The sequence below is a fragment of the Microbulbifer sp. MLAF003 genome (assembly GCF_030012965.1).
GTDB lineage: Bacteria > Pseudomonadota > Gammaproteobacteria > Pseudomonadales > Cellvibrionaceae > Microbulbifer > Microbulbifer variabilis.
Genome location: NZ_CP120232.1, coordinates 651,509 through 672,382 on the forward strand (window position 1 = coordinate 651,509; position 20,874 = coordinate 672,382).

At 50.8% G+C, this 20,874-nt stretch carries 20 protein-coding genes and 1 pseudogene; 16 read left to right on the plus strand and 5 right to left on the minus strand.

The genetic code is table 11. The annotated features are described in order from the left end of the window. Positions 1–68: 68 nt before the first annotated feature. Positions 69–797 (plus strand): fumarate/nitrate reduction transcriptional regulator Fnr, encoded by a 729-nt coding sequence (gene fnr / locus P3339_RS03140; RefSeq protein ID WP_282952407.1) that lies wholly within the window; start codon positions 69–71, stop codon positions 795–797. A 63-nt stretch (positions 798–860) separates the two neighbouring features. On the opposite strand, the pseudogene P3339_RS23300 reads toward fnr (P3339_RS03140), so the two are convergent. Next, positions 861–1,924: pseudogene (locus P3339_RS23300) on the minus strand (adenosine deaminase). Positions 1,925–2,094: 170 nt separating this feature from the next. On the opposite strand from P3339_RS23300, the gene P3339_RS03155 reads away from it, so the two are divergent. Both P3339_RS03155 and fnr (P3339_RS03160) read left to right on the plus strand, forming a co-directional pair. Continuing rightward, the gene (locus P3339_RS03155) at positions 2,095–2,496 is read left to right on the plus strand and encodes an SDR family NAD(P)-dependent oxidoreductase (protein ID WP_282952410.1); all 402 of its coding nucleotides are present in this window, start codon (positions 2,095–2,097) and stop codon (positions 2,494–2,496) included. Positions 2,497–3,077: 581 nt separating this feature from the next. Then, positions 3,078–3,815, plus strand: coding sequence for a fumarate/nitrate reduction transcriptional regulator Fnr (fnr, locus tag P3339_RS03160; RefSeq protein ID WP_282952411.1), 738 nt, complete (start codon positions 3,078–3,080; stop codon positions 3,813–3,815). A gap of 100 nt (positions 3,816–3,915) precedes the next feature. On the opposite strand, the gene P3339_RS03165 is transcribed toward fnr (P3339_RS03160), so the two are convergent. Then, on the minus strand, positions 3,916–4,359 hold the full coding sequence (locus P3339_RS03165) for a SpoIIAA family protein (protein WP_282952412.1): 444 nt from the start codon (positions 4,357–4,359) through the stop codon (positions 3,916–3,918). A gap of 40 nt (positions 4,360–4,399) precedes the next feature. After that, positions 4,400–4,975 carry a hemerythrin domain-containing protein gene (locus tag P3339_RS03170; RefSeq protein ID WP_020414502.1) on the minus strand — a complete coding sequence of 192 codons (576 nt, stop codon included), beginning with the start codon at positions 4,973–4,975 and terminating at the stop codon, positions 4,400–4,402. Positions 4,976–5,481: 506 nt separating this feature from the next. On the opposite strand from P3339_RS03170, the gene P3339_RS03175 reads away from it, so the two are divergent. The 13 genes from P3339_RS03175 (at position 5,482) to ribA (ending at position 15,619) form a co-directional block, all read left to right on the plus strand. Next, positions 5,482–5,973: an outer membrane beta-barrel protein gene (locus P3339_RS03175; protein WP_020414503.1), complete on the plus strand. Its 492-nt coding sequence runs from the start codon at positions 5,482–5,484 to the stop codon at positions 5,971–5,973. A 182-nt stretch (positions 5,974–6,155) separates the two neighbouring features. Beyond that, a complete protein-coding gene (locus P3339_RS03180; RefSeq protein WP_083922772.1) occupies positions 6,156–6,650 on the plus strand; it encodes an outer membrane beta-barrel protein in 495 nt (164 codons plus the stop codon). Between the two features lie 219 nt (positions 6,651–6,869). Beyond that, positions 6,870–8,138 carry a serine hydroxymethyltransferase gene (gene glyA, locus P3339_RS03185; protein WP_020414505.1) on the plus strand — a complete coding sequence of 423 codons (1,269 nt, stop codon included), beginning with the start codon at positions 6,870–6,872 and terminating at the stop codon, positions 8,136–8,138. A gap of 170 nt (positions 8,139–8,308) precedes the next feature. Continuing rightward, on the plus strand, positions 8,309–8,776 hold the full coding sequence (nrdR, locus tag P3339_RS03190; RefSeq protein ID WP_020414506.1) for a transcriptional regulator NrdR: 468 nt from the start codon (positions 8,309–8,311) through the stop codon (positions 8,774–8,776). Continuing rightward, on the plus strand, positions 8,773–9,918 hold the full coding sequence (gene ribD / locus P3339_RS03195) for a bifunctional diaminohydroxyphosphoribosylaminopyrimidine deaminase/5-amino-6-(5-phosphoribosylamino)uracil reductase RibD (RefSeq protein WP_020414507.1): 1,146 nt from the start codon (positions 8,773–8,775) through the stop codon (positions 9,916–9,918). Before nrdR ends, ribD begins: the two co-directional genes overlap by 4 nt. Continuing rightward, positions 9,918–10,580: a riboflavin synthase gene (locus tag P3339_RS03200; RefSeq protein WP_020414508.1), complete on the plus strand. Its 663-nt coding sequence runs from the start codon at positions 9,918–9,920 to the stop codon at positions 10,578–10,580. The genes ribD and P3339_RS03200 overlap by 1 nt, the downstream gene beginning before the upstream one ends. A 100-nt stretch (positions 10,581–10,680) precedes the next feature. Beyond that, positions 10,681–11,793, plus strand: coding sequence for a bifunctional 3,4-dihydroxy-2-butanone-4-phosphate synthase/GTP cyclohydrolase II (gene ribBA / locus P3339_RS03205; protein ID WP_020414509.1), 1,113 nt, complete (start codon positions 10,681–10,683; stop codon positions 11,791–11,793). A 58-nt stretch (positions 11,794–11,851) separates the two neighbouring features. Further along, positions 11,852–12,322: a 6,7-dimethyl-8-ribityllumazine synthase gene (ribH, locus tag P3339_RS03210; protein ID WP_020414510.1), complete on the plus strand. Its 471-nt coding sequence runs from the start codon at positions 11,852–11,854 to the stop codon at positions 12,320–12,322. Between the two features lie 65 nt (positions 12,323–12,387). Continuing rightward, the gene (gene nusB, locus P3339_RS03215; RefSeq protein WP_282952413.1) at positions 12,388–12,831 is read left to right on the plus strand and encodes a transcription antitermination factor NusB; all 444 of its coding nucleotides are present in this window, start codon (positions 12,388–12,390) and stop codon (positions 12,829–12,831) included. A gap of 8 nt (positions 12,832–12,839) precedes the next feature. Further along, positions 12,840–13,787, plus strand: a complete 948-nt coding sequence (thiL, locus tag P3339_RS03220; RefSeq protein WP_020414512.1) for a thiamine-phosphate kinase — start codon at positions 12,840–12,842, stop codon at positions 13,785–13,787. Between the two features lie 54 nt (positions 13,788–13,841). After that, positions 13,842–14,330, plus strand: a complete 489-nt coding sequence (locus P3339_RS03225; protein ID WP_282952414.1) for a phosphatidylglycerophosphatase A family protein — start codon at positions 13,842–13,844, stop codon at positions 14,328–14,330. Between the two features lie 18 nt (positions 14,331–14,348). Further along, positions 14,349–14,984: a retropepsin-like aspartic protease family protein gene (locus tag P3339_RS03230; protein WP_020414514.1), complete on the plus strand. Its 636-nt coding sequence runs from the start codon at positions 14,349–14,351 to the stop codon at positions 14,982–14,984. Between the two features lie 17 nt (positions 14,985–15,001). Further along, positions 15,002–15,619 carry a GTP cyclohydrolase II gene (gene ribA, locus P3339_RS03235; RefSeq protein ID WP_026305223.1) on the plus strand — a complete coding sequence of 206 codons (618 nt, stop codon included), beginning with the start codon at positions 15,002–15,004 and terminating at the stop codon, positions 15,617–15,619. 125 nt (positions 15,620–15,744) lie between these two features. Here the strand turns inward: ribA and P3339_RS03240 are convergent, their stop codons facing one another. Together P3339_RS03240 and pulA are read right to left on the minus strand one after the other, a co-directional pair. Beyond that, positions 15,745–17,019 (minus strand): metal-dependent hydrolase family protein, encoded by a 1,275-nt coding sequence (locus P3339_RS03240; RefSeq protein ID WP_020414516.1) that lies wholly within the window; start codon positions 17,017–17,019, stop codon positions 15,745–15,747. Between the two features lie 152 nt (positions 17,020–17,171). Next, a complete protein-coding gene (gene pulA / locus P3339_RS03245) occupies positions 17,172–20,498 on the minus strand; it encodes a pullulanase-type alpha-1,6-glucosidase (RefSeq protein ID WP_282952415.1) in 3,327 nt (1,108 codons plus the stop codon). Positions 20,499–20,874: the final 376 nt, after the last annotated feature.

Here is a 20,874-nt window from a genome sequence, read left to right on the forward strand (position 1 = left end):
AACTACAGGAGACGATCGCTTTTACAGCGGGTACAATTGCCGCAAATTAGTTTACCGGCTGGTTTAGTATGATTGACTCCTCAGTAGCGGTTAGTTGCGGTAACTGCTCCGTTAAACGTTTATGCCTGCCCGCGGGATTATCTCAAGCGGATATTGATCGACTGGAGCAGGTCACTCGCCGAAAGAAAATAGTAAAAGCAGGGGAGACCCTCTATCGCTCTGGCGACCCTTTTGCCAACCTTTATGCGATTCGCTCCGGTAGTTTTAAAACGGCTGTGATTGCTGCTGATGGTGATACGCAGGTGACTCATTTTGCTTTGCCAGGAGAATTGCTGGGACTTGATGCCTATAGCAGTCGGATTCATCCGAGCTACGCTGAGGCACTTGAGGACAGTAGTGTCTGCCTGTTACCGTTCACCCAGTTGGAGTTATTGGCCCATCAGGTGACAGCCCTGCAGCAGCAAATCTACAGTATTTTTTCCGAGGAGCTACGTCAGGAAAACGATATTCTGATGTTACTCGGCAAGCGCTCAGCCGATACTCGCCTGGCGGCTCTACTGATTAATATTTCCAGTCGCTATTCCCGTCGCGGTTATTCCCACAGTGAATTCGTTTTGTCTATGCCAAGAACTGATATAGCGAATTACCTGGGATTGACTGCAGAAACAGTTAGCCGACTTTTTTCACGTTTTCAGCGTGAGAATTTAATTAAAGTGAGTGGTAGGGCGGTGGAGATATTAGATTTGGTTGGGCTCAGTGAATTGGCTGGGACCCATTGCGGTTACGATGAGGATTAATATGAGGGGCAAATGAATATTCGGTTGCCCCTCAAGAATCCCTTAATTGGAACAGAAAATTAATTAAAGCTCTGCAACTGTCTCAATTGAAGCAATTGCTTTCGCCCATTTCTGTTTTTGTGTTTCGGAAATATAACTGGCTTTAAAGCTATTTAGAGCCAGTTGTTTTGCCTGCTCCCTGGTCATCCCCAGACTTTCGCTTAGAGCCAGGTAGTTTCGGTTGACATAGCCGCCGAAGTAGGCCGGATCATCGGCATTTACAGTAACGCAGAGCCCTTGATCAAGCAGATTGAGGATCGGATGCTCGCTCATATCATCGTAGACGCAAAGTGCAGTGTTGGACAAGGGACATACAGTTAGTGGAATTTTTTCTTCTTTAAGGCGATCAATCAAAGCCTTATCCTCCACACAGCGAACCCCATGGTCTATACGGCTAACATCGAGTATATCGAGAGCCTCTTTAATATATTCTGCCGGCCCTTCCTCCCCTGCATGGGCGACACGCTCCAGGCCCAGTTCTTTGGCCATAGCAAAAACATTCTGGAATTTAACTGGTGGGTGGCCGAGTTCTGAGGAGTCCAAGCCAACCCCCTTAATGAAATCGAGGTAAGGTTTGGCTGCTTCCAGGGTTGCAATAGCTTCCTCCTCACTTAGGTGGCGAAGAAAGCAGAGAATCAGATGACTGCTTATACCCCATTCATTTTCCGCATCCTTGAGGGCACTGTGGATTCCACGAATGACCACGCCGATATCGATCCCCCTTTCTGTGTGGGTTTGTGGATCAAAAAAATCTCTGTGTGTACAACATTATCCTCCCGACAGCGCTCGAGGTAAGCCATTGTCAGGTCATAAAAGTCACGCTCATGAATCAGGACTGAGGCACCCCGGTAATAAATATCCAGAAAGGACTGCAGGTTATGGAATTTATAGGCAGCCCTGATCTCCTCAACACTATTGAATGGGATTTCAATATTGTTCCGTTTGCTCAATTCAAACATGAGTTCTGGCTCCAGGGAGCCTTCAATGTGCAGGTGAAGCTCTGCCTTGGGCAGGGCTTTAATAAAATCTGGATCAGCGATGCTCATAGAAATAACTTTACCTGGGCAGGGATTTGGGACATGGACCATAAGGCATGCCGTTTCAATTGCGGCTAATGGTATCAGCTTCTCACTGGTAGCTGAAAAGTGGAGCAGTGGTCTCTGTTTATTTACAAGGTAAACGAATCGGTTTACTTTTTTGGTATACCATAAAATACACTGGTTGGTTTACATTTGTATTAAATTCTAGGAATCGATAAATGGGAAAGGTTACTTTGAATAGTGGGACATCTACCGGGTTGGGTTTCAATCTGGCTCTGCAACTGTCCGCGCAGGAATATATCGTTTATACAACCATGAGTAACCTCACCAAGGCAGGCTTCCTGAAAGAGAGGACTGGAAATAGAGGGAATCTCAGGGTCTTGGCACTGGATGTTCTGAGCATTGAGGGCGTGCAGCGCTGTGTTGAGACTGTTGTCAGGGAGCAGGGCCGGATTGATAACCTGGTCACTAATACTGGCGCTGGGTCTGTCAAAACGACTGAAATGGCCAGTGACGAGGAGACCCCAACGGATAATGGATGTGAATTACCTTGGGTAGTACCCAGTACCAAGGCGGTTCTATCTTATAAGTGCTGTAGTGCCAGGTGGTATCCACTCTGAATTTGCCAATAGTATCCTCTCGCAGTTGGAGCTGGATGAAGGAATGCCGGAAGGGGGCTATGGGGGGAATTCGAGCCGTACTTCTCCCGTATCCACAAGCGGACTCCAGAACAAACTGCAAGGCGTTACCAGAGCGCTGACCAAGTTGCACAGGTGGTTTTGGAGATCATAGAGAGTAAGAAGGCACCGGTGCGTATTCGCACCTCTGCATGGGCAGAAGAGTTTTGTAAGCTCAAAACCGAAATAGATCCAACAGGGAAAAACAGCAAGGGATGGTTGTGAATAGCATGCCATGCTGTCTGGCTGGTCATCAGTTCACTGAAAGTGGTAGTTCTAGTAGCGGGTTTTTTATTAAACGACAGAAAGGCTAAGCATACAGAAAAGATATTAGTGGTCAGCCGTGATTCTTTTGTGTAAAAAATAATTCTTAAATTTTTACACGCTATTTTTAAGGAAATTGAACGCTTGACTGAATGTCCGATAGGAAATTTTTTTCACTTTTTGTTTTTTGAAATTCAGCTAAAGACGCTTGTTGGAGGAGTGGGTACAATTGCCGCAAATTGTTAACCGGTCGCTTAGGCATGATAGATTCATCAGTGGCGGTAAGTTGCAGTAACTGCTCAGTCAGGCGTCTATGCCTTCCTGCTGGCTTGTCTCAGACGGATATTGATCGACTGGAAAAAGTCACCCGCAGGAAAAAAATCGTCAAAGCTGGTGAGGCTTTGTTCCGGTCAGGCGATCCATTTAAAAATCTTTACGCAATCCGTTCCGGTAGTTTTAAAAGTGTCGTAATAGCCTCAGATGGGGATACCCAAGTCACCCATTTTGCTCTTCCTGGAGAGTTGCTTGGTCTTGATGCCTACAGTAAGCGTCTTCACTCCAGTTATGCTGAAGCTTTGGAGGATAGTAGTGTTTGTCTTTTACCGTTTGCGCAATTGGAAGTACTCGCGCAACAAGTTCCGGCATTACAGCAACAAATCTACAGTATTTTTTCCGAGGAGTTACGTCAGGAAAATGATATTTTGATGCTGTTGGGTAAACGCTCGGCGGATACGCGTCTAGCTGCTTTACTGATCAACATATCCAGTCGTTATGCCAGTCGTGGATATTCTCACAGCGAATTCATCCTCTCCATGCCGCGGACAGATATTGCCAATTACCTCGGTCTTACCGCTGAAACAGTCAGCCGGATTTTTTCTCGCTTCCAGAAAGAAGGGCTGATTAAGGCGGATGGCAGAGTTGTAAAAATTGTGGATTTACTTGGGCTTAGTGAAGTGGCCGGAACTCATTGTGGCTTTGATAATGAAAATGTAGAGTAGTTATTCCTAGAGGGTTGGGTCACTTTTTCATGCACGAGGTGGATAGTTAAAATTAGTGACAAAAAAAGGGGGCGAAAACGCCCCCTTAATCCACTACTTATCAGGAGTGTGTGGAGAAAGCTAAATCTTCCCTGGCCTCACTTTTTTCAACTTTTTCTTCTGTTGCCTGTGACAGCCAATCCATGGCCTTGTGCTGCTCCTCGAAGTAGCGCACTTCACCACTCATAAACCATCCTCCTACTTTGGTGGCGATTTCCTGCCACTCTTCATCCCCAAGTACGGCGATCCGGGAGAATTCATTGCCGTGTTTTAATGCCAGTTGGAATTCGTCCCAAATTGCATGTAATCCCCACCCCTCGAAATCCCTGAGGTCAATTAGCATTTGTACTTGTGGGCTTTTTACGCCTTCGAGGGCGTACTCAAGTAATGGCGTAATATGCTCATAATCTTCATGGGTCAACTGGCCAATTGCCTTGATATAGAGAAAGAAATCATTATCAATACGCTCCATGCCAATTGAAATGCCGTGGCGTTTAGTTTTCATGCTTCCTCCTTTGATTCATTAGTAGTAATTTTTTTACACCTCAAGCGAGGGCTTTCTCTGCGGTTTCTGGTTGTACCAGGTAGTTACGCAAAGATTCGTAGATTTTTTTTGCATTCTCATCAAAAAGCGGGTCTTTGATTTCCGCGACTTGTTTGTTTATCTGCTTCCAATCTTCAGCGTCTAGGTATTGTTCTATCTGGGGAAAAATCGCTGAATTCTCCAGGCTGATATGGCTGCGCTGAAGTTGTAAATAGTTGTTACTGGCGCCCTGTAATACTCTTCGCTCTACCATCGCATCATTCGCAACAGCATAAAATAGTGCGCACATATGTTTGGTTGCAGCTGCAATTTGCTCGTGTTGCATTTGTGCCTCATAGATGGCATCCCGCCCATGTATTGGTTTGGTCAGGAGACGGGCAAGTATCAAGTCCTCAACTGGATGGTGGTATTTATCTGGGTAGACCGAAAAATAATCCAGCGCATCAAGTATTAACGTCAATGTGTTGGGGTCGCGGTCGCTGCGTCCAAATAGATCCAGCAATAACTGCTCAAAAGCGTTGAGCATTTGCTGCATATGTTTGTGGTCACAGCACAGTTGCCGATAGATGGTATTCATCCCAGACCTCCGCGATCAGTTTCTGGCTATATTGTTGCTGGGATGAGCAAGCGAGAGTTGATTTGGATCAAGTGAGGAAAAGTTTGTAGGATGAAGAGAGGAATATAATGCAATATACCTATTCTTTTACTGCTTCCCCCGCTACTTATGTGTAATGATTGAAAGCAATATTAATTTGGAACATTGTTTTTGTCGGTTAAATCTACTGGTTAGTCAGTCATTGGTATTATTTTGAATAATATTGATGGATATTAATTTGACCGTTTACTAATCCACGCCTACTTTCAATTCAAATCCGCTCTTTTCTTTTGCGCTAATCTTCGACTGATTGTTCTTCATAAGAATTTGAATAGATATTTTATGTTTTTCATGAGTATGACTATTTATTTCATGCCGCTTGTATTGATCTAAGTGACATATAGTTATAGATATTTGGATGGTGGACAGGATAAGAGTGGTTATTTCACTATTAATTAGTTAAGCGTTTGGCAAATTTGGGAATATCCATGGAAAAAATTACAAAATTTATAGTCGCCGGTATTCTTTCACTATTGTCTTCTGCGGCATTATCGGAAGGGGGTTATTGGGGGGCTGCTGTCGGGACAATGAATTTTGACTTCAAGGGGGTTGATAATCCCACGGGGGTTGGATTGAGAACTGGCTACTCCCTGGTATCGGGCTGGGGAGTTGAAGTTGAATATATTGGCTCCTTGATAAGTGGTGAGGTAGAAGTCCTTGGGGAAGAAGTGGATGTGGATATGTATAGTCTGGCTGGCTATGCAACTTATCGAACACTTGGTGATATCTACTTCAAAGGGCGTTTGGGGCTGCTATATGAGGATGTCACCGTGGGCAGTGATAACAGTGACGATTTTGGTATTACTGCTGGGGCAGGTATTGGATTTCTTCTTGGTGCCAGTAGTAATTTTGAGCTGGAGTACACCATCCTCGAAAAAGATGTAGGATTTTTGTCCGGGGCTTTTAGTTATCGCTTTTAATTTTTCAACAGGTGACATTGTAGCGAGGCCTAATTTTACATTTGGCGCCCGCGTCTTAAGTACTTCTAGTGATTTTTCTATTTCACACTTGGCTTTTTATGGCGCATTTAAGTAAGTGCTTGCATACATTGCATGCCCCCCTATAATCCGCCCGTTTTTATATCTTCAGAGGTAGGGGGAAGATGATGCGTTTTAATTTTAAGGTTTTGGCTGTAGCTGCGGCTTTGGTTTGTTCAGCGACTACACAGGCAGAAGGTGCATATGTCGGTGGTGTTTTCGGTGTGATGAATACTGATGCCAGTGGAGATAGTCCCCTTAATGCCGGTATCCGCGCTGGTTACACCTCGAACTCAGGCTGGGGAATTGAAGTTGAGCTTACTGACTCTCTGGTTGAGGGTGAGTATGACTATTACTGGGGAGATGAGAACTACTCCCTCGCCACGCAGGCGCTATATGCTACTTATCGCACGCAAGGTGATATTTACATGAAAGGGCGTCTGGGTTATCTCCATGAGGAACTGGATGTAGACTACTTTGGTGAGTATTCCGACAGCGGTGCCTCTGCTGGTATCGGAGCTGGTTTCAAGCTGTCAGAGAAAGTCATCTTTGAAACTGAGTACACTTTTATTGAGGCGGATGTGGATTATTGGTCTGGCTCCCTGATTGTGAGGTTCTAAGCCGATATGGCTAAAAGAAAACGCGGCCAAATGGCCGCGTTTTCGTTTTTGCGCAATCCCTTTGCCCTTGGTGTACAATGCGCGCCTTTCTAAAATGCTCAGGATTCTTTGAGTAGTCCATGTGGCCCGATTGGCGCCAGAAGCCAAGCTGTAAGACCTGAGCAAAGTGGTACCGAGCTACACAAAACTCTACTCAGCCCGCATTACCGAGGGAACACCATGTTTGATTCATCAGTCACACTCGCTTCTTACGATCCCGAAATCTGGGAAGCCATTCGGGAAGAAGACTCTCGCCAGGAAGATCATATCGAGCTGATCGCCTCCGAGAACTACACTAGCCCGCAAGTCATGGAAGCCCAGGGCAGCAGCCTGACCAATAAATACGCAGAGGGTTATCCGGGTAAGCGTTACTACGGTGGCTGTGAGTATGTGGATAAGGTGGAAACTTTGGCGATTGAGCGCGCCAAAGAGCTTTTCGGTGCCGATTATGCCAATGTGCAGCCTCACTCCGGCTCTCAAGCTAACTCTGCGGTTTACCAGGCGTTATGCGCGCCAGGAGACACCGTTTTAGGAATGAGTCTGGCCCATGGTGGTCACCTGACTCATGGTGCTCGAGTCAACTTCTCAGGCAAGATTTACAACGCGGTCCAATACGGGTTGAACCCGGAAACTGGCGAAGTAGATTATGAGGAAGTGGAGCGTTTGGCTCTCGAGCACAAGCCTAAGATGATTGTTGCCGGCTTCTCTGCATACAGCCGTGTAATGGATTGGGCGCGTTTTCGTGAGATTGCGGATAAGGTTGGTGCTTACCTGTTTGTCGATATGGCACACGTTGCTGGCCTGGTTGCTGCTGGAGAGTACCCTTCGCCGATTCCCCATGCGGATGTAGTAACCTCTACGACTCACAAAACCCTACGCGGTCCACGCGGAGGTATTATCCTGGCGCGCGCCAATGAAGAAATTGAGAAGAAGCTGAACTCCGCCGTATTCCCCGGTGGTCAGGGTGGCCCGCTGATGCACGTTATTGCAGCTAAAGCGGTTTCTTTTAAAGAAGCGATGAGCCCTGAATACAAGGCTTACCAGAAGAAGGTGGTAGAGAATGCTCGCGCAATGGCGGAGACCTTCCTGGATCGTGGTATCAATATCGTTTCCGGTGGTACCGATGACCACTTGATGCTAGTGGACCTGATTGGTAAAGAATACACTGGTAAAGATGCTGATGAGGCCCTGGGTAATGCAAACATTACGGTGAACAAGAACGCAGTCCCCAATGACCCGCGCTCTCCATTTATCACCAGCGGCCTGCGTGTTGGGACCCCGGCGATTACTACCCGTGGCTTCGGTGTGAAGGAAACCCAGCAACTGACACATTGGATTTGTGACATTCTCGATGCCTTGGAAAAGGGTGATGCAGAGTCCACTATTACCGAAGTGAAGCAGAAGGTTCTTGAAATCTGTGCGCAATTTCCTGTGTACAAGAAGGCCTGATAGCTCTTCCAGTTAAAAAAGCGGCTTGTTGGCCGCTTTTTTTATGGAAGTACATGCCCGTTCTTAACCTGTCTGGCCGACTGCACCGGTGCGGTGCGTCGCGCAGACACACAGTGCAACGGCTGTGGTAAACTGCGGCCCATTTTCCACTCCCCTGGGGACGATCCCACATGCACTGTCCGTTCTGCAGCGCAGAAGAAACCAAAGTAGTCGATTCCCGCTTGGTGGCCGAGGGCGACCAAGTGCGCCGCCGGCGCGAATGCCTTGAGTGTCACGAGCGTTTTACCACTTTTGAAACAGCGGAATTACTTCTGCCGCGGGTAATCAAACAAAACGGTCAACGCGAACCGTTTAACGAGGATAAGCTGCGTGCGGGTATTCAGCGTGCGGTGGAAAAGCGCCCGGTCAGCACTGAGCGGGTAGAATCTGCAGTATCTCAAATCAAGCATGCTTTGCAGGCGACTGGTGAGCGCGAACTGCCGGCGCGCGCTATTGGTGAACTGGTTATGGAGCAGCTGCGGGAATTGGACCAGGTGGCCTATGTGCGATTTGCTTCGGTCTATCGGCGCTTTGAGGATGTCAGTGACTTCAGTGAAGAGATTGAGCGCCTGACCAGTAAGGAAACCCAACGGAAATGATTCAAGTGGCTGTAAATACACCCCAATCCCTGATGGCCCGAGCTATTCAACTGGCGGAGCGTGGGCTGTATACCACTATGCCCAACCCCCGTGTGGGTTGTGTGATCACCGATAGTAAGGGTGTTGTTGTCGGCGAGGGCTGGCATCAACGTGCTGGTGAGCCCCATGCAGAAATTGAAGCCCTGCGCGATGCAGGAGAGCGAGCCCGGGGTGCTACGGTCTATGTGACCTTGGAGCCCTGTAGCCATACTGGTCGCACTGGCCCTTGTACAGAGGCCTTGATCGAAGCTGGTGTCTCTCGTGTGATATACGGAATGCAGGATCCTAACCCCAGGGTGGGTGGCAAGGGGCTACAAAAACTACGCGATGCCAATATAGAAGTGGAGGGGCCTCTTTTAGAGGATCAGTGCCGCGCGCTCAATCCGGGTTTTATCAAGCGGATGACTTTGGGTCTTCCCCTAGTGCGCAGTAAATCTGCGATGAGCCTGGATGGACGTACGGCGATGGCCAGTGGTGAGTCCAAGTGGGTGTCCGGACCTGCGGCGCGTGCCGATGTACAGCGTTTACGGGCACGCAGTTGCGCAATTGTGACCGGTGTAGAAACAGTGCGATTCGACAACCCAAACCTAAATGTGCGCGCCGATGAAATGGCCCTTGAGCTGCTCGCTGCTGAACAGGCAGCTGAGGTACAGCCACTGCGGGTGATTGTTGATAGCCAGCTGCGCACCCCGGCAAAAGCCTTTATTTTACAGGGCGATGCCCCCACACTGGTGTGCACCACCGAGCGTGCGGACCCGGAGCGTCGCGAGCGCCTGGAACGGGCAGGTGCTGAAGTCATCATTCTGCCACAGGACAAAGAGGGGAGGGTGGACCTGCTCGCTCTGCTCGAGGAGCTGGCGCGACGCCAATGTAATGAGATCCTGGTGGAGAGTGGTGCGACCCTCTCCGGTGAGTTCCTGTATCGCGGCCATGTAGATGAGCTGATAGTCTATTTGGCTCCCAAGCTGCTCGGCAGCACGGCGCGGCCGCTATTCGAGCTGCCAATTGAGCGTATGGGCTCGGTGCTGCCGATCACGATCACTGATATGCGCGCCGTCGGTCACGACTGGCGTATCACTGCAACTACCGATATTGAGCGCTGATGTTTACCGGAATTATTGAAGCTGTGGGTGAAATCGCCGAGCTGCAGCCCCAAGGGGGAGATCTGCGTGTGCGCGTCAGGAGTGGCAAGCTGGATCTTACTGATGTCGGGCTTGGGGACAGTATCGCAACCAATGGCGTATGCCTGACAGTAGTGGACCTGCCTGGCGATGGCTACTGGGCGGATGTCTCTGCAGAGACACTCGACGTCACCAGTGTCAGTAGCTGGAAAAAAGGTGACCGAGCTAACCTGGAGAAAGCTCTCACCCCGCAAACCCGCCTTGGTGGGCATATTGTCAGTGGCCATGTGGATGGCATTGGTGAGGTTGTGTGGCGCAAATCCGAGGCCCGGGCCGAGCGCTTTCGTTTGCGCGCGCCGGAAAATCTGGCCCGCTATATTGCGCACAAAGGGTCGATCACTGTTGACGGCACCAGCCTCACAGTCAACGCGGTGGATGGTGCAGAGTTTGAACTGACGATTGTGCCGCATACGCTGCAGGAAACCATTATGGGAAGCTACAGCGCAGGTACCCGGGTCAACCTCGAGGTAGATCTTATTGCACGCTATCTGGAGCGCTTGTTACTCGGTGATAAAGCAGCCAAATCCAGCGATGAGGGTATGACTCTTGAGTTTCTCGCCCAGCATGGGTTTTACAAGCGCTAGCCGGTTTCATCCCGGCATACCGCGCCAGTGAGGGCGGGTGGGAGTGAATAGCAGGGATAGCCGCTCAATTAGCAATTGATAAATTTATCCAGAGTTAACAATGGAATTAAATACGGTTGAAGAACTGATCGATGATATCCGCCAGGGCAAAATGGTGATCCTGATGGATGATGAAGATCGTGAGAATGAAGGTGACCTGGTGATGGCGGCGGAGCAGGTACGCGCCGAAGACATCAATTTTATGGCTACCCATGCCCGCGGACTGATTTGTATGCCCATGTCCAAGGAGCGCTGTGAGCAACTGGACCTGCCGCTGATGTCGCGGGAAAACGGTGCCCAGTTCAGTACAAACTTCACCGTATCTATTGAGGCTGCTGAGGGAGTTACTACCGGTATTTCTGCTGCAGATCGAGCGCGCACCGTACGCGCCGCAGTGGGTAGGAATGCCAAGCCCAGTGATATCGTACAACCCGGCCATATTTTCCCGATTATGGCCCAGCCTGGTGGCGTATTGAGCCGCGCGGGCCATACCGAGGCAGGCTGCGATCTGGCGCGTCTGGCGGGCTTCGAGGCCGCCGCTGTGATCGTTGAGATCATGAATGAAGACGGCACTATGTCGCGCCGCCCGGATCTGGAAAAGTTTGCTAAAGAACACGATCTCAAGATCGGTACTATCGCCGACCTGATTACCTATCGCGCTTTGAATGAAAAGACCGTTGAGTGTGTTAATGAGCGCAAAGTGCGTACCGAATTCGGTGAATTCAAATTGCGCACCTATCTCGATAAAGCACGACGGGAGAGACATTTCGCATTTATTAAAGGGGATCCCACTCCGGAAGAGCCGACTCTGGTGCGGGTGCATGTGGGCAATACACTGCGTGATGTACTCACAATTCGCCGAGGCGACGAAAAATTTGTCCCCTGGACTTTCCGCCGCGCAATGCAGCGTATTGAGAAAGAAGGTAAAGGCGTTGTGGTGCTTATCTGCCACAACGAAACCACCGAAGAGATTGAGGAAAGTATCGACTGGCTGATCAGCGGCAAGCAGCAGCGCCCCAGCCAGGACCTGGTCTACAAGCAGGTGGGCACAGGTTCTCAGATACTGCGTGACCTCAAGGTACGCAAGATGCGCCTGATGAGTGCACCGTTTAAGTTCAGTGCCATTTCCGGATTTGAATTGGAAGTGGAAGAGTATCTGAACGCCGAAGAGTAAATAGAGCTGTAACGTCGACAAGTACCGGCGTTATAGAAAGAAATATGGACTGGAAATTATGAATAATATTCAAGTGATCGAAGGGGATTTTGTCGGCAGCACTGGCAAGTATGCGCTGTTGGTCAGTCGCTGGAATAGTTTTGTCGTTGAGAGCCTGAAAGATGGTGCACTGGATACCCTGCGTCGCAAGGGCATCAAGGATGAAGATATCACTATCTACTATGCGCCGGGTGCTTTCGAATTCCCATTGGCCGCTCAAAAATTGGCTGAGACTAAGAAGTTCGATGCCATTATTGCCCTGGGAGCGGTGATTCGTGGCGGCACCCCACATTTTGAATATGTGGCTGGCGAGTGCACCAAGGGCCTGGCCCAGGTATCACTGAATACCGGTATCCCGGTAACTTTTGGTGTGCTTACCGTGGACTCTATCGAACAGGCGATTGAGCGATCCGGCACCAAGGCTGGTAACAAGGGTTGTGAGGCTGCCGAGACGGCTCTGGAAATGGTTTCCCTGCTCGGCAAAATTTAAATTGCCGAAGTGCCGGCCTATTTTGCCGGCACCCCCATTCTGTGAAGTATCTACCGGAAAAAACAATGACCGTAACTGCATCCGCTCGCCGCAAGGCGCGTCACTACGCCATGCAGGCGCTCTACCAGTGGCAGATTGCCGGCGCCAGCCTTAATACGATTGAAGCTGAGTTTCATGCTGACAACGATATGAGCAAGACCGACGTGGAATATTTCCGCGATATTTTCCACGGTGTTGCCAAGAATCTGGACGAAGTTGAGAGTGCTTTCACTCCGCACCTGGACCGTAAAGTGGATGAGCTCGACCCAGTTTCCAGAGCCCTTCTGCGTATGTCCACCTACGAATTAAAAAATCGTATTGATGTGCCCTACAAAGTTGTCATTAACGAAGCTGTAGCTTTGGCGAAAAAATTTGGTCCTACCGATGCCTTCAAATTCATTAACGGCATCCTGGATAAAACAGCTGCGGATCTGCGTGCGCCAGAAGTGGCGGCGGACAAGAAAGCCTGAAGCAGAAAATGGGAGCTGCTCCGGGCGAGTTTGAAATTATTCGTGACTTTTTTGCCAGTGCTCCGCAAGGGCAGGGTGTGGTTCTGGGAATTGGTGATGATTGCGCTTTGCTACAGGTTCCCAGCCAGGGCCAATTGGCTACGTCTATGGATACTTTGGTGGCGGGTCGACATTTTCCCGCCGAGGCCGACCCGGCGGCGATAGCTGCCCGAGCGCTGCGGGTTAACCTCAGTGACCTGGCTGCCATGAATGCCCGGCCACTCTGGTTTACTCTGGCGCTTACCTTACCTGAAAGTGACGCTAACTGGTTGCGCAAATTTTCCAGTGGTTTACTGCAAACCGCTGCGCAGTTTGGCGTTTCCCTGGTGGGAGGAGACACTACAGCCGGTCCTCTGTCGATTACTATCCAGGTGATTGGACAGACTGCCCGGCCATTGCGCCGTGATGGTGCCGGTTGTGGAGATTCTATTTATGTTAGTGGCCCTCTGGGGGCGGCAGCTGCTGCCCTGCCGGTAATTCTCGGTGATCAGCGGGTGCCAGCTGAGGTGCAACATCAGGCTGAGCACGCCTTTTATTTTCCCGAGCCGCAATTCGCCACTGCGGCAGCGATTTCTGACTTCGCCAGCAGCGCTTTAGATATTTCCGATGGCTTGATAGCAGACCTGGCCCATATTTGTGAGTCCAGCCACGTCAGCGCTGATATTTATCTGGAGCGCCTGCCTGTTTCTCCCATAGCGCAGTCACTTGCTGGTGCGAATGCCCTTTCTTTATCTGCTGGTGGTGGCGATGATTACCAGCTTTGTTTTACTGTGCCCCCGGAAAAGGTGGAATCAGTGGAAAAGCTGGAGCTAGGAGTGACTGCTATTGGGACTCTAAGTGCTGGCGCTGCCGAAGTGCGTTGCTGGCACAATGGTGAGCCCTGGCAAGCGCCGTCAAAGGGCTACCAACACTTTTGAACTGGCACTTTTAATGAGTAGAGAACGCCACTAGAGGCCTTGGATACAAACACTATGAGTGGAAAGAACCCGACTTTTCCCCAGCTCCTGCATGACCCCACCATGCTACTGGCCTTTGGTTTTGGTTCCGGCCTCGCTCCAAAGGCGCCTGGCACCTTCGGCACTTTAGTTGCGATTCCATTTTGGTGGTTAATGCAGGGGTTGTCGCCAGCCTGGTATTTAGGGATTGTTCTTCTGGCGGGCCTGCTGGGCTGTTATTTATGCGGTGCAGCTGCTCGCAAGCTGGGTGTCCATGATCACGGTGGGATAGTCTGGGATGAAATGGTGGGTTACTGGCTTACCATGTTTTTGGCCCCTGCAGGTTGGGCGTGGGCCCTGTATGGCTTTGTGCTTTTCCGCATATTTGATATTGCAAAGCCCCCACCCATCAATTGGGCTGATAAGAAAGTGCGAGGTGGCATCGGGATTATGCTGGACGATATACTTGCTGCCGTTTACGCAGGTCTGGTGTTGCAACTGACTGCCTGGATACTGGGAGCCTAGCGGGATAAGGAAGACGCGATGCGCAGCTACATACTGTTCTTATTTGGCTTTCTGATTACCGCCGAGGTAGGAGCACAGCAGGTACAATTGAGAGGCCTGTTCGGCGATAGAGCCTTATTGGAAATCGATGGTCGCCAGCGAATTTTGAAAAGTGGTGATAAATCCCCTGAAGGCGTCCTTCTCCTGGAGACAACTAGCAGCCACGCACGTATCAATGTTGCTGGTCGAGAACAGAAACTCACCCTGGATGCCCCTATAGCGGCGAGCTATGCCAAAGCGGATAAGGCGGAGGTGCGGCTCTCCGCTGATAGCCGAGGTCACTACAGTACAGATGCTTGGGTGAATGGAATGCGGGTGCCGATGATGGTGGATACTGGAGCAACCAGTATCGCAATCAATTATCCTACTGCGCGGCGCCTGGGTTTGAACCTCAGCTCAGCTAGAAAAATACCCATTTCTACTGCAAATGGGATGACGAGTGCATACCTGATAAATCTCAGCAGTGTCACTATCGGCGGTATTAAACTGCACAATGTCGCGGCCACTGTGCACTCTGATGATTTTCCCCGTGTCGTCCTTTTGGGAAACAGTTTTCTGGGGCGGGTAGATATGGAACAGCAGAGTGGCGTACTGATATTGCGTGCTCGGAACTGAATTGAAGAGGTATTAAGTTGACCATTCGATATGTAGAGTCCTCAAAGCTGCCCACATCCTGGGGAATGTTTGAGATGCACGGTTTCGAGGAAGTGGAAACCGGTAAAGAGCACGTGGTGCTCACTATGGGGGATTTCGACACCAATGAACCCTTGTTAGCCCGCATTCATTCAGAGTGCCTGACCGGAGATGCGCTCTTCTCACTGCGCTGTGATTGCGGTGCCCAGTTACAGCATGCGATGCATCGCATTGCGATGGAAGGGCGCGGAGCGATTTTTTACCTTCGCCAGGAAGGTCGTGGCATCGGCCTTTTAAACAAGATTCGCGCTTACCACCTACAGGATTGTGGTGCGGATACGGTGGAAGCCAACGAGCAGTTGGGCTTTGGTGCTGATATGCGGGATTACTCTATTCTGAAAGCGATGATCGAGCACCTGGGAATCCATGCTATTCGTCTGATGACCAATAACCCGCGCAAAGTAAAAGCGTTGGAGGATTTGGGGATTAATGTGACTGAGCGCTTGCCGCACCAATCCGGACGCAATCCCCACAATGCCAAGTATTTGTCCACCAAGAAAGGTAAGCTTGGTCATTTGATTGAAAATGAGGATGAAGAAGGAAAAGAGGGAAACTAACTTTCACTTCTCTTTAAGTATCCCAATAAAAAAGGCCGGAGTTATCCGGCCTTTTTTATTTTGTAGAAATTATTTAAAGCTGAGTTCGGATATTTCAAACTCGGTTTTAAACTATTCAGAGGCTTTTAATTCTTAAAGACCTTGCCCCCTTTCATCACAAAATCCACATCTAAAAGTTCATCGATATTATCGAGTGGCGAGCCATCGGTGGCGATAATATCGGCATACTTACCGGACTCAATGGTGCCCAGTGAATCGCTCATATCGATCAGGTCGGCGGCGTTAACGGTAGCGGATTGCAGGATGGCCATATTATCCATACCGGCTTCACTCATCAGGACCGCCTCGCGGGCATTGATGCCGTGTTTGGATACACCTGAGTCGGTGCCGAAAGCAATTTTTACTCCGGCATCGACCGCTTTACGGAAATTGCCGCGCATGTCCGTGCCAACACGTATGGCTTTTTCCTTCTGAGCCTCAGATAAAACATCGGTATTTTTTGCCAGCTGTACCACGGTATCACCGGCGAGAAGGGTCGGAACCAGGTAGGCGCCGGTTTCTTTAAATAGCCTATGGGCGCGGGGGCCCGCGTAGGTGCCGTGCTCAATACTGTCTACACCAGCCTCCAATGCGGCAATAATGCCTTCTTCCTGGTGCGCATGACTGGCTACCTTGCGCCCCATACGCTGGGCTGCCAGGACCACCTCTTTTAGCTCATCCATTTCCATCTGCTGGCCGGTACCTGTAGCGCGATCGGTAAGTACACCACCGGTAGAGGTAATCTTGATAAAGTCAGCGCCGTATTTGATCGCATGACGGGTCGCACGGCGGCAATCGTAGGGGCCGTCGCATACAGTTCTGGTTTTGTCGTCATGCAACGCCATTAACTCGGGGCTGACCCCACTGATATCTGCATGCCCTCCGGTAATACCCACTCCGCCGGCTGCAATAATACGTGGGCCATCTACCCAGCCATTGTTGATTGCATCGCGCATTGCATACATTTCTTCACCGCTATTACCCGCATCGCGCACAGTGGTGAAACCAGATTTCAGAATACGCATGCCAAACATTTGCGAGCGCATTTGGGTCAGTGGCATGGACATCTTAAGGGTTTCGGAATCATTTTGGGGTCCCAGCTCATTTTGCAGGTGAACGTGCATATCCATTAAGCCCGGCATTACGAAGCTTTCCCTAAGATCAATGACTTCGGCATCATCTCTGTTCACATAACCAGGGCTGATGGAAGTAATCCTGCCATCCTCGATTATTACGCTTTGCTCTTTTAAAGGTTTTTTACCGGGAACAGCGAGGAGTGTGCCTGCGTGGATAATGGTTTCTGCCAGCACTGAGGAAGAGAAAAGAGTCACTGCGATACCGCAGAGAAGGAAACGCTTCATGATTTGTGTACCTATTTATTATTTAAGCACAAGCTAAATCAATCTGCGGAATATGACAATTATGGGTTTATTACTTGGTGAGAGCCGGAAAAAAGTTTCTAAAAAATCCAAAAAAAGACCGGAAAATCCGGCCTTTTTTAATCTGTGGAGAATTAATATCTGCGGCGTGGCTGCACAAATACTGCGGTAGTTCGGCCGGGCAGAGTAAAGGTGCCGCTGCTCCTATCAAATTTCACTTTGTACAGGCGTGAGTCTACAGAGCGACGCTGACGTGGGTGCTTGAACAGGTACTCACCAATGAGGTTTTCGCTGCTAAATTCCAATGATTCGTCATCGCCATTAAACAGCACCACAATACGTTCAAAGCGGCGATCGATGTTGCCATTGGCATCGGATAACTCCATCACAATCAGCCCAGGAATCTGGTCGGGTCCGGTGTTGAGGAAATTGAGGTGTGCCTCTACGGACTCTGCATCAGACAAGCGGAACAGGGGAGAGCTGTTGCGAATCGCCAGCTGCTCGCGGAATAGAGCGGAGCTCCACAAGCGGTGCCGGCGCTCGGGAGCCAATTCCGGGTTTGCCAGTAAAGGTTGCATCAGGGACCAGTTATCTTCGTTTTTATCCGCGATAGGCAAACCCGCACCCCAATTATCGGTGGCGAGGCTGAAGTCCAGTGCATTAAACCAGTCACCGGAGTTGTAACTGTCCCGATCCATCGACTTTGAGCGCAGGAAATCCTGGCCTGCGTGGATAAACGGCACTCCCTGGGCGAACAGAACCAGGGAATTACTGAATGCCTGGATACGCACTCGTTCAGCCAAGTCGGCGCTGTCGCTGGCTTTGATCTGTACTCCGTCGAACAGCGTCTCGTTGTCGTGGGCGGCAATATAATTAATGGATTCCTGCGGGTCGGCGGTATAGCCGGTGGGTTGGCCGTTATAGACCAGCTCGCTGCCGGTAATGATATTGCCGTTGGCATCTTCAAAAGGATAATCCGCCAGGTTGCCGGCGAGGGAAACGCGGACTTTATCTGCCAGGGTTAGCAGTGTGGCACGCTCATCTTCTCCCTCAAACTTGCCGTTGCTGTCGGTGAACAGACCGGTACCAAAGCCCTGCTCCTCAAAGCCTCCGAAGGGGTTGCCGCCACGCACGGAATCGCGCAGGCGATCGTTAAAAGTGCCTATACCGCTGCCCGCCATATTGCCCTGGCGGGCCTGTACAAAGCGAGCATCGTCAGCCACCTCGCCAAAATTCCAGCCCTCGCCGTACAGGTAGATAGCGCTGCCATCGACACCATCGGCTGCCGGGGTCAGTGATTGCAATGCCGCTTGCGCCTTGAGGATATTGTCGAGGCTGTGGTGCCCCATCAGATCGAAACGGAAGCTGTCCACCTTATAGGCCCGGGCCCAGGTGACCAGGGAATCGATCATCAGCTTTTCCATCATGGCGTGCTCACTGGCGGTGTTGGCGCAGCAGCTGCTCATTTCCACACCGCCCTCCAGATTGCGGCGGTGGTAATAGCCGGGGACGATTTTATCGAGTACGGAGTTGTCGTATTGGCCATAGGAGCTGGTGTGGTTGTAAACCACGTCCATCACCAGTCGCAGGCCGGAGTGAGATAACCCTTGCACCATTTGACGGAATTCGCGAATGCGCGCAGGTCCATCGGGAGCGCTGCTATAGCTGCCTTCGGGGACCGTGTAGTGCAATGGATCGTAGCCCCAGTTAAAGCCATCGGTATCGCGAATCGCATCTACCTGGGCCTGCTGCTCGCTGCTGTCCGATGCGTAGTCTGAGAGGTCCGGGGTTTGCTGCTGCTGCGTGTGATCTTCATTTACTGTGGCAAAGTCAAAGGCCGGCAGCAGGTGGATATGGGTGAGGCCGGCGCGGGCCAGTTTATTGAGGTGGCGCATGCCGTCGCTGTGCTTGCGGGTGAAAGCCTTGAAGGTGCCGCGCTCTGCTTCGGGGACAGTTTGATCCGCAATACTGAAATCGCGTACGTGCAGCTCGTAGACACTGATATCTTCCGGCTGGGTTAACTTGGGCTTGCGCAGGCGGTCCCAACCGCGCGGCATCAGGTCCCGGTCATTCAGGTTGACGATCTGGCTTTTGCCGCTATTGATGGAGAGACTCAGGGAGTAGGGGTCGGTGACCAGGTTGGTTTCAATCTGGCGGCTGAAGTAGGAATACACCTCGACCTCGTAGAGGTAAAAGCTGCGGTCCCACTGCTTATCGATATCGGCACTCCAAACCCCGGTAGATTCATCGCGCAGCATGGATACCACCTGATCGGCGCTATCGCTGCTGGAGTCTGTAAACAGGTGCAGCTTTACTGCCCGTGCGGTGGGAGCCCAAAGATCGAGCTGGATATTCTCCTCGCCGACACGGGCACCGAGTTCACCGTCGTAGTAGAAGCGATCATCGAGCGCGCCTGCCATCTGCACACCAGTCGCATCCAGTAACGTGCCCTCCGCATCGTAAGCGGCGAGGGCGAGCTGCTGGGTTACCAGATCACTAGTGGAAGCCTGCCCCGGCAATTGCCAGGCACTGAAACTGGCCAGGTGCGGGAATTTTTGTTGGGCGCTGTCGGGCAGGGTGGCGAGAGGGGTGAGATCGATGGTGCCATCGGAACGGATATCACCGTCCTCCAGTTTTAGCTCGGTGCTGTTGCTGTAGTGCAATTTAACCTTGGTGCCTTCCTGCACCTGGATATCCCAGGCAAAGCTGCTGGTATCCACCCAGTGCGCTTTATCGCTGCTCAGGTCACCCTTGGCGAAGCCATCACTGCTGACGGTGACTTCTTTACTATTCGAATCAAAAGCAAAATAGATTTCGTCGTAATCGGCGGCCACGGTAAAGCTGACGTTGGCTCCATTGTTGCCGTAGCTCTCCTCCCAGCCTTCGTGCAGGGCTACCTTGAATTCATAGGAACCGGCAGGCAGCGCTGAGGTGATAAAGGTGTAGGTGCCATCTCCATCGGCATCCTGCATCCAGCTGCGCAGGCAACTGGGTTGCCAGTCTCCCGGGCACCCGAGCAGGGATTGGAAGTTGCCGGCTACAGTGGCGACCACGCTATTGTGGTTGTCGGTGATCCAGTGACTCTCGTGGTCGTAGATAAATTTAACTTCGCGAGCCTCATCCAGGCTAAGGGAAATATTACCGCCGTCCCGCTGGCCGCCCCAGCCATAATTTTCATCCCAGCTATTGTTGAGAGCGGCTTTGTACTCCCAGTTGCCGCCGGGTATCAAAAAGTTGCCTTGCCATTTGTCGTCTTCGCTGTCATAGCGGAGCAGGGTGGCGACACAACCTGGTTGCCAGTCGCCATCGCAGCCCAGTTGGCTTTGTAGGTTGCCGGGAATATTGACCTCTGTGGGATCTGGTGTGTCAGATGCCCACACCGGTATTTGGATGGAGCAGAAGACAGCCCCCAGAATCAGCCCGGCCCTTGTGCCGGGTCCTGTAAATTTTGTTGTTGGCATAGCGCTTCCCATTTTTTGTTGTACTTGTTGCGGTTCTCTCAGTTGGTATTGAATCGCAGTCACGCATTGACGGCCTCCCACCCCGAGGAGGTGGAGGTCTGGGGGAGGTGGTTGGGGGTGTCATAAAACCTTTATAGATTCGTCACTTGGTGGAAATACCCGCAGGAGAAGATGCTTCTCGAGTAAACGTGATGGCGAAAGAAAAAGCCGGATCTATACTCAGCTGATCGGGTTATGGTGAGTCGAGAAAGGTGATGCACTCGCTGTAATCGGATTCGAAGGCCGGCTTTTGCCGGCTTTGCTTTTTGTGGCGGGGCAATTACTAAGAGGCTTCCCGGGATTATCCTTGCTCCTATCCCCGGGTAGTGCTAATTTG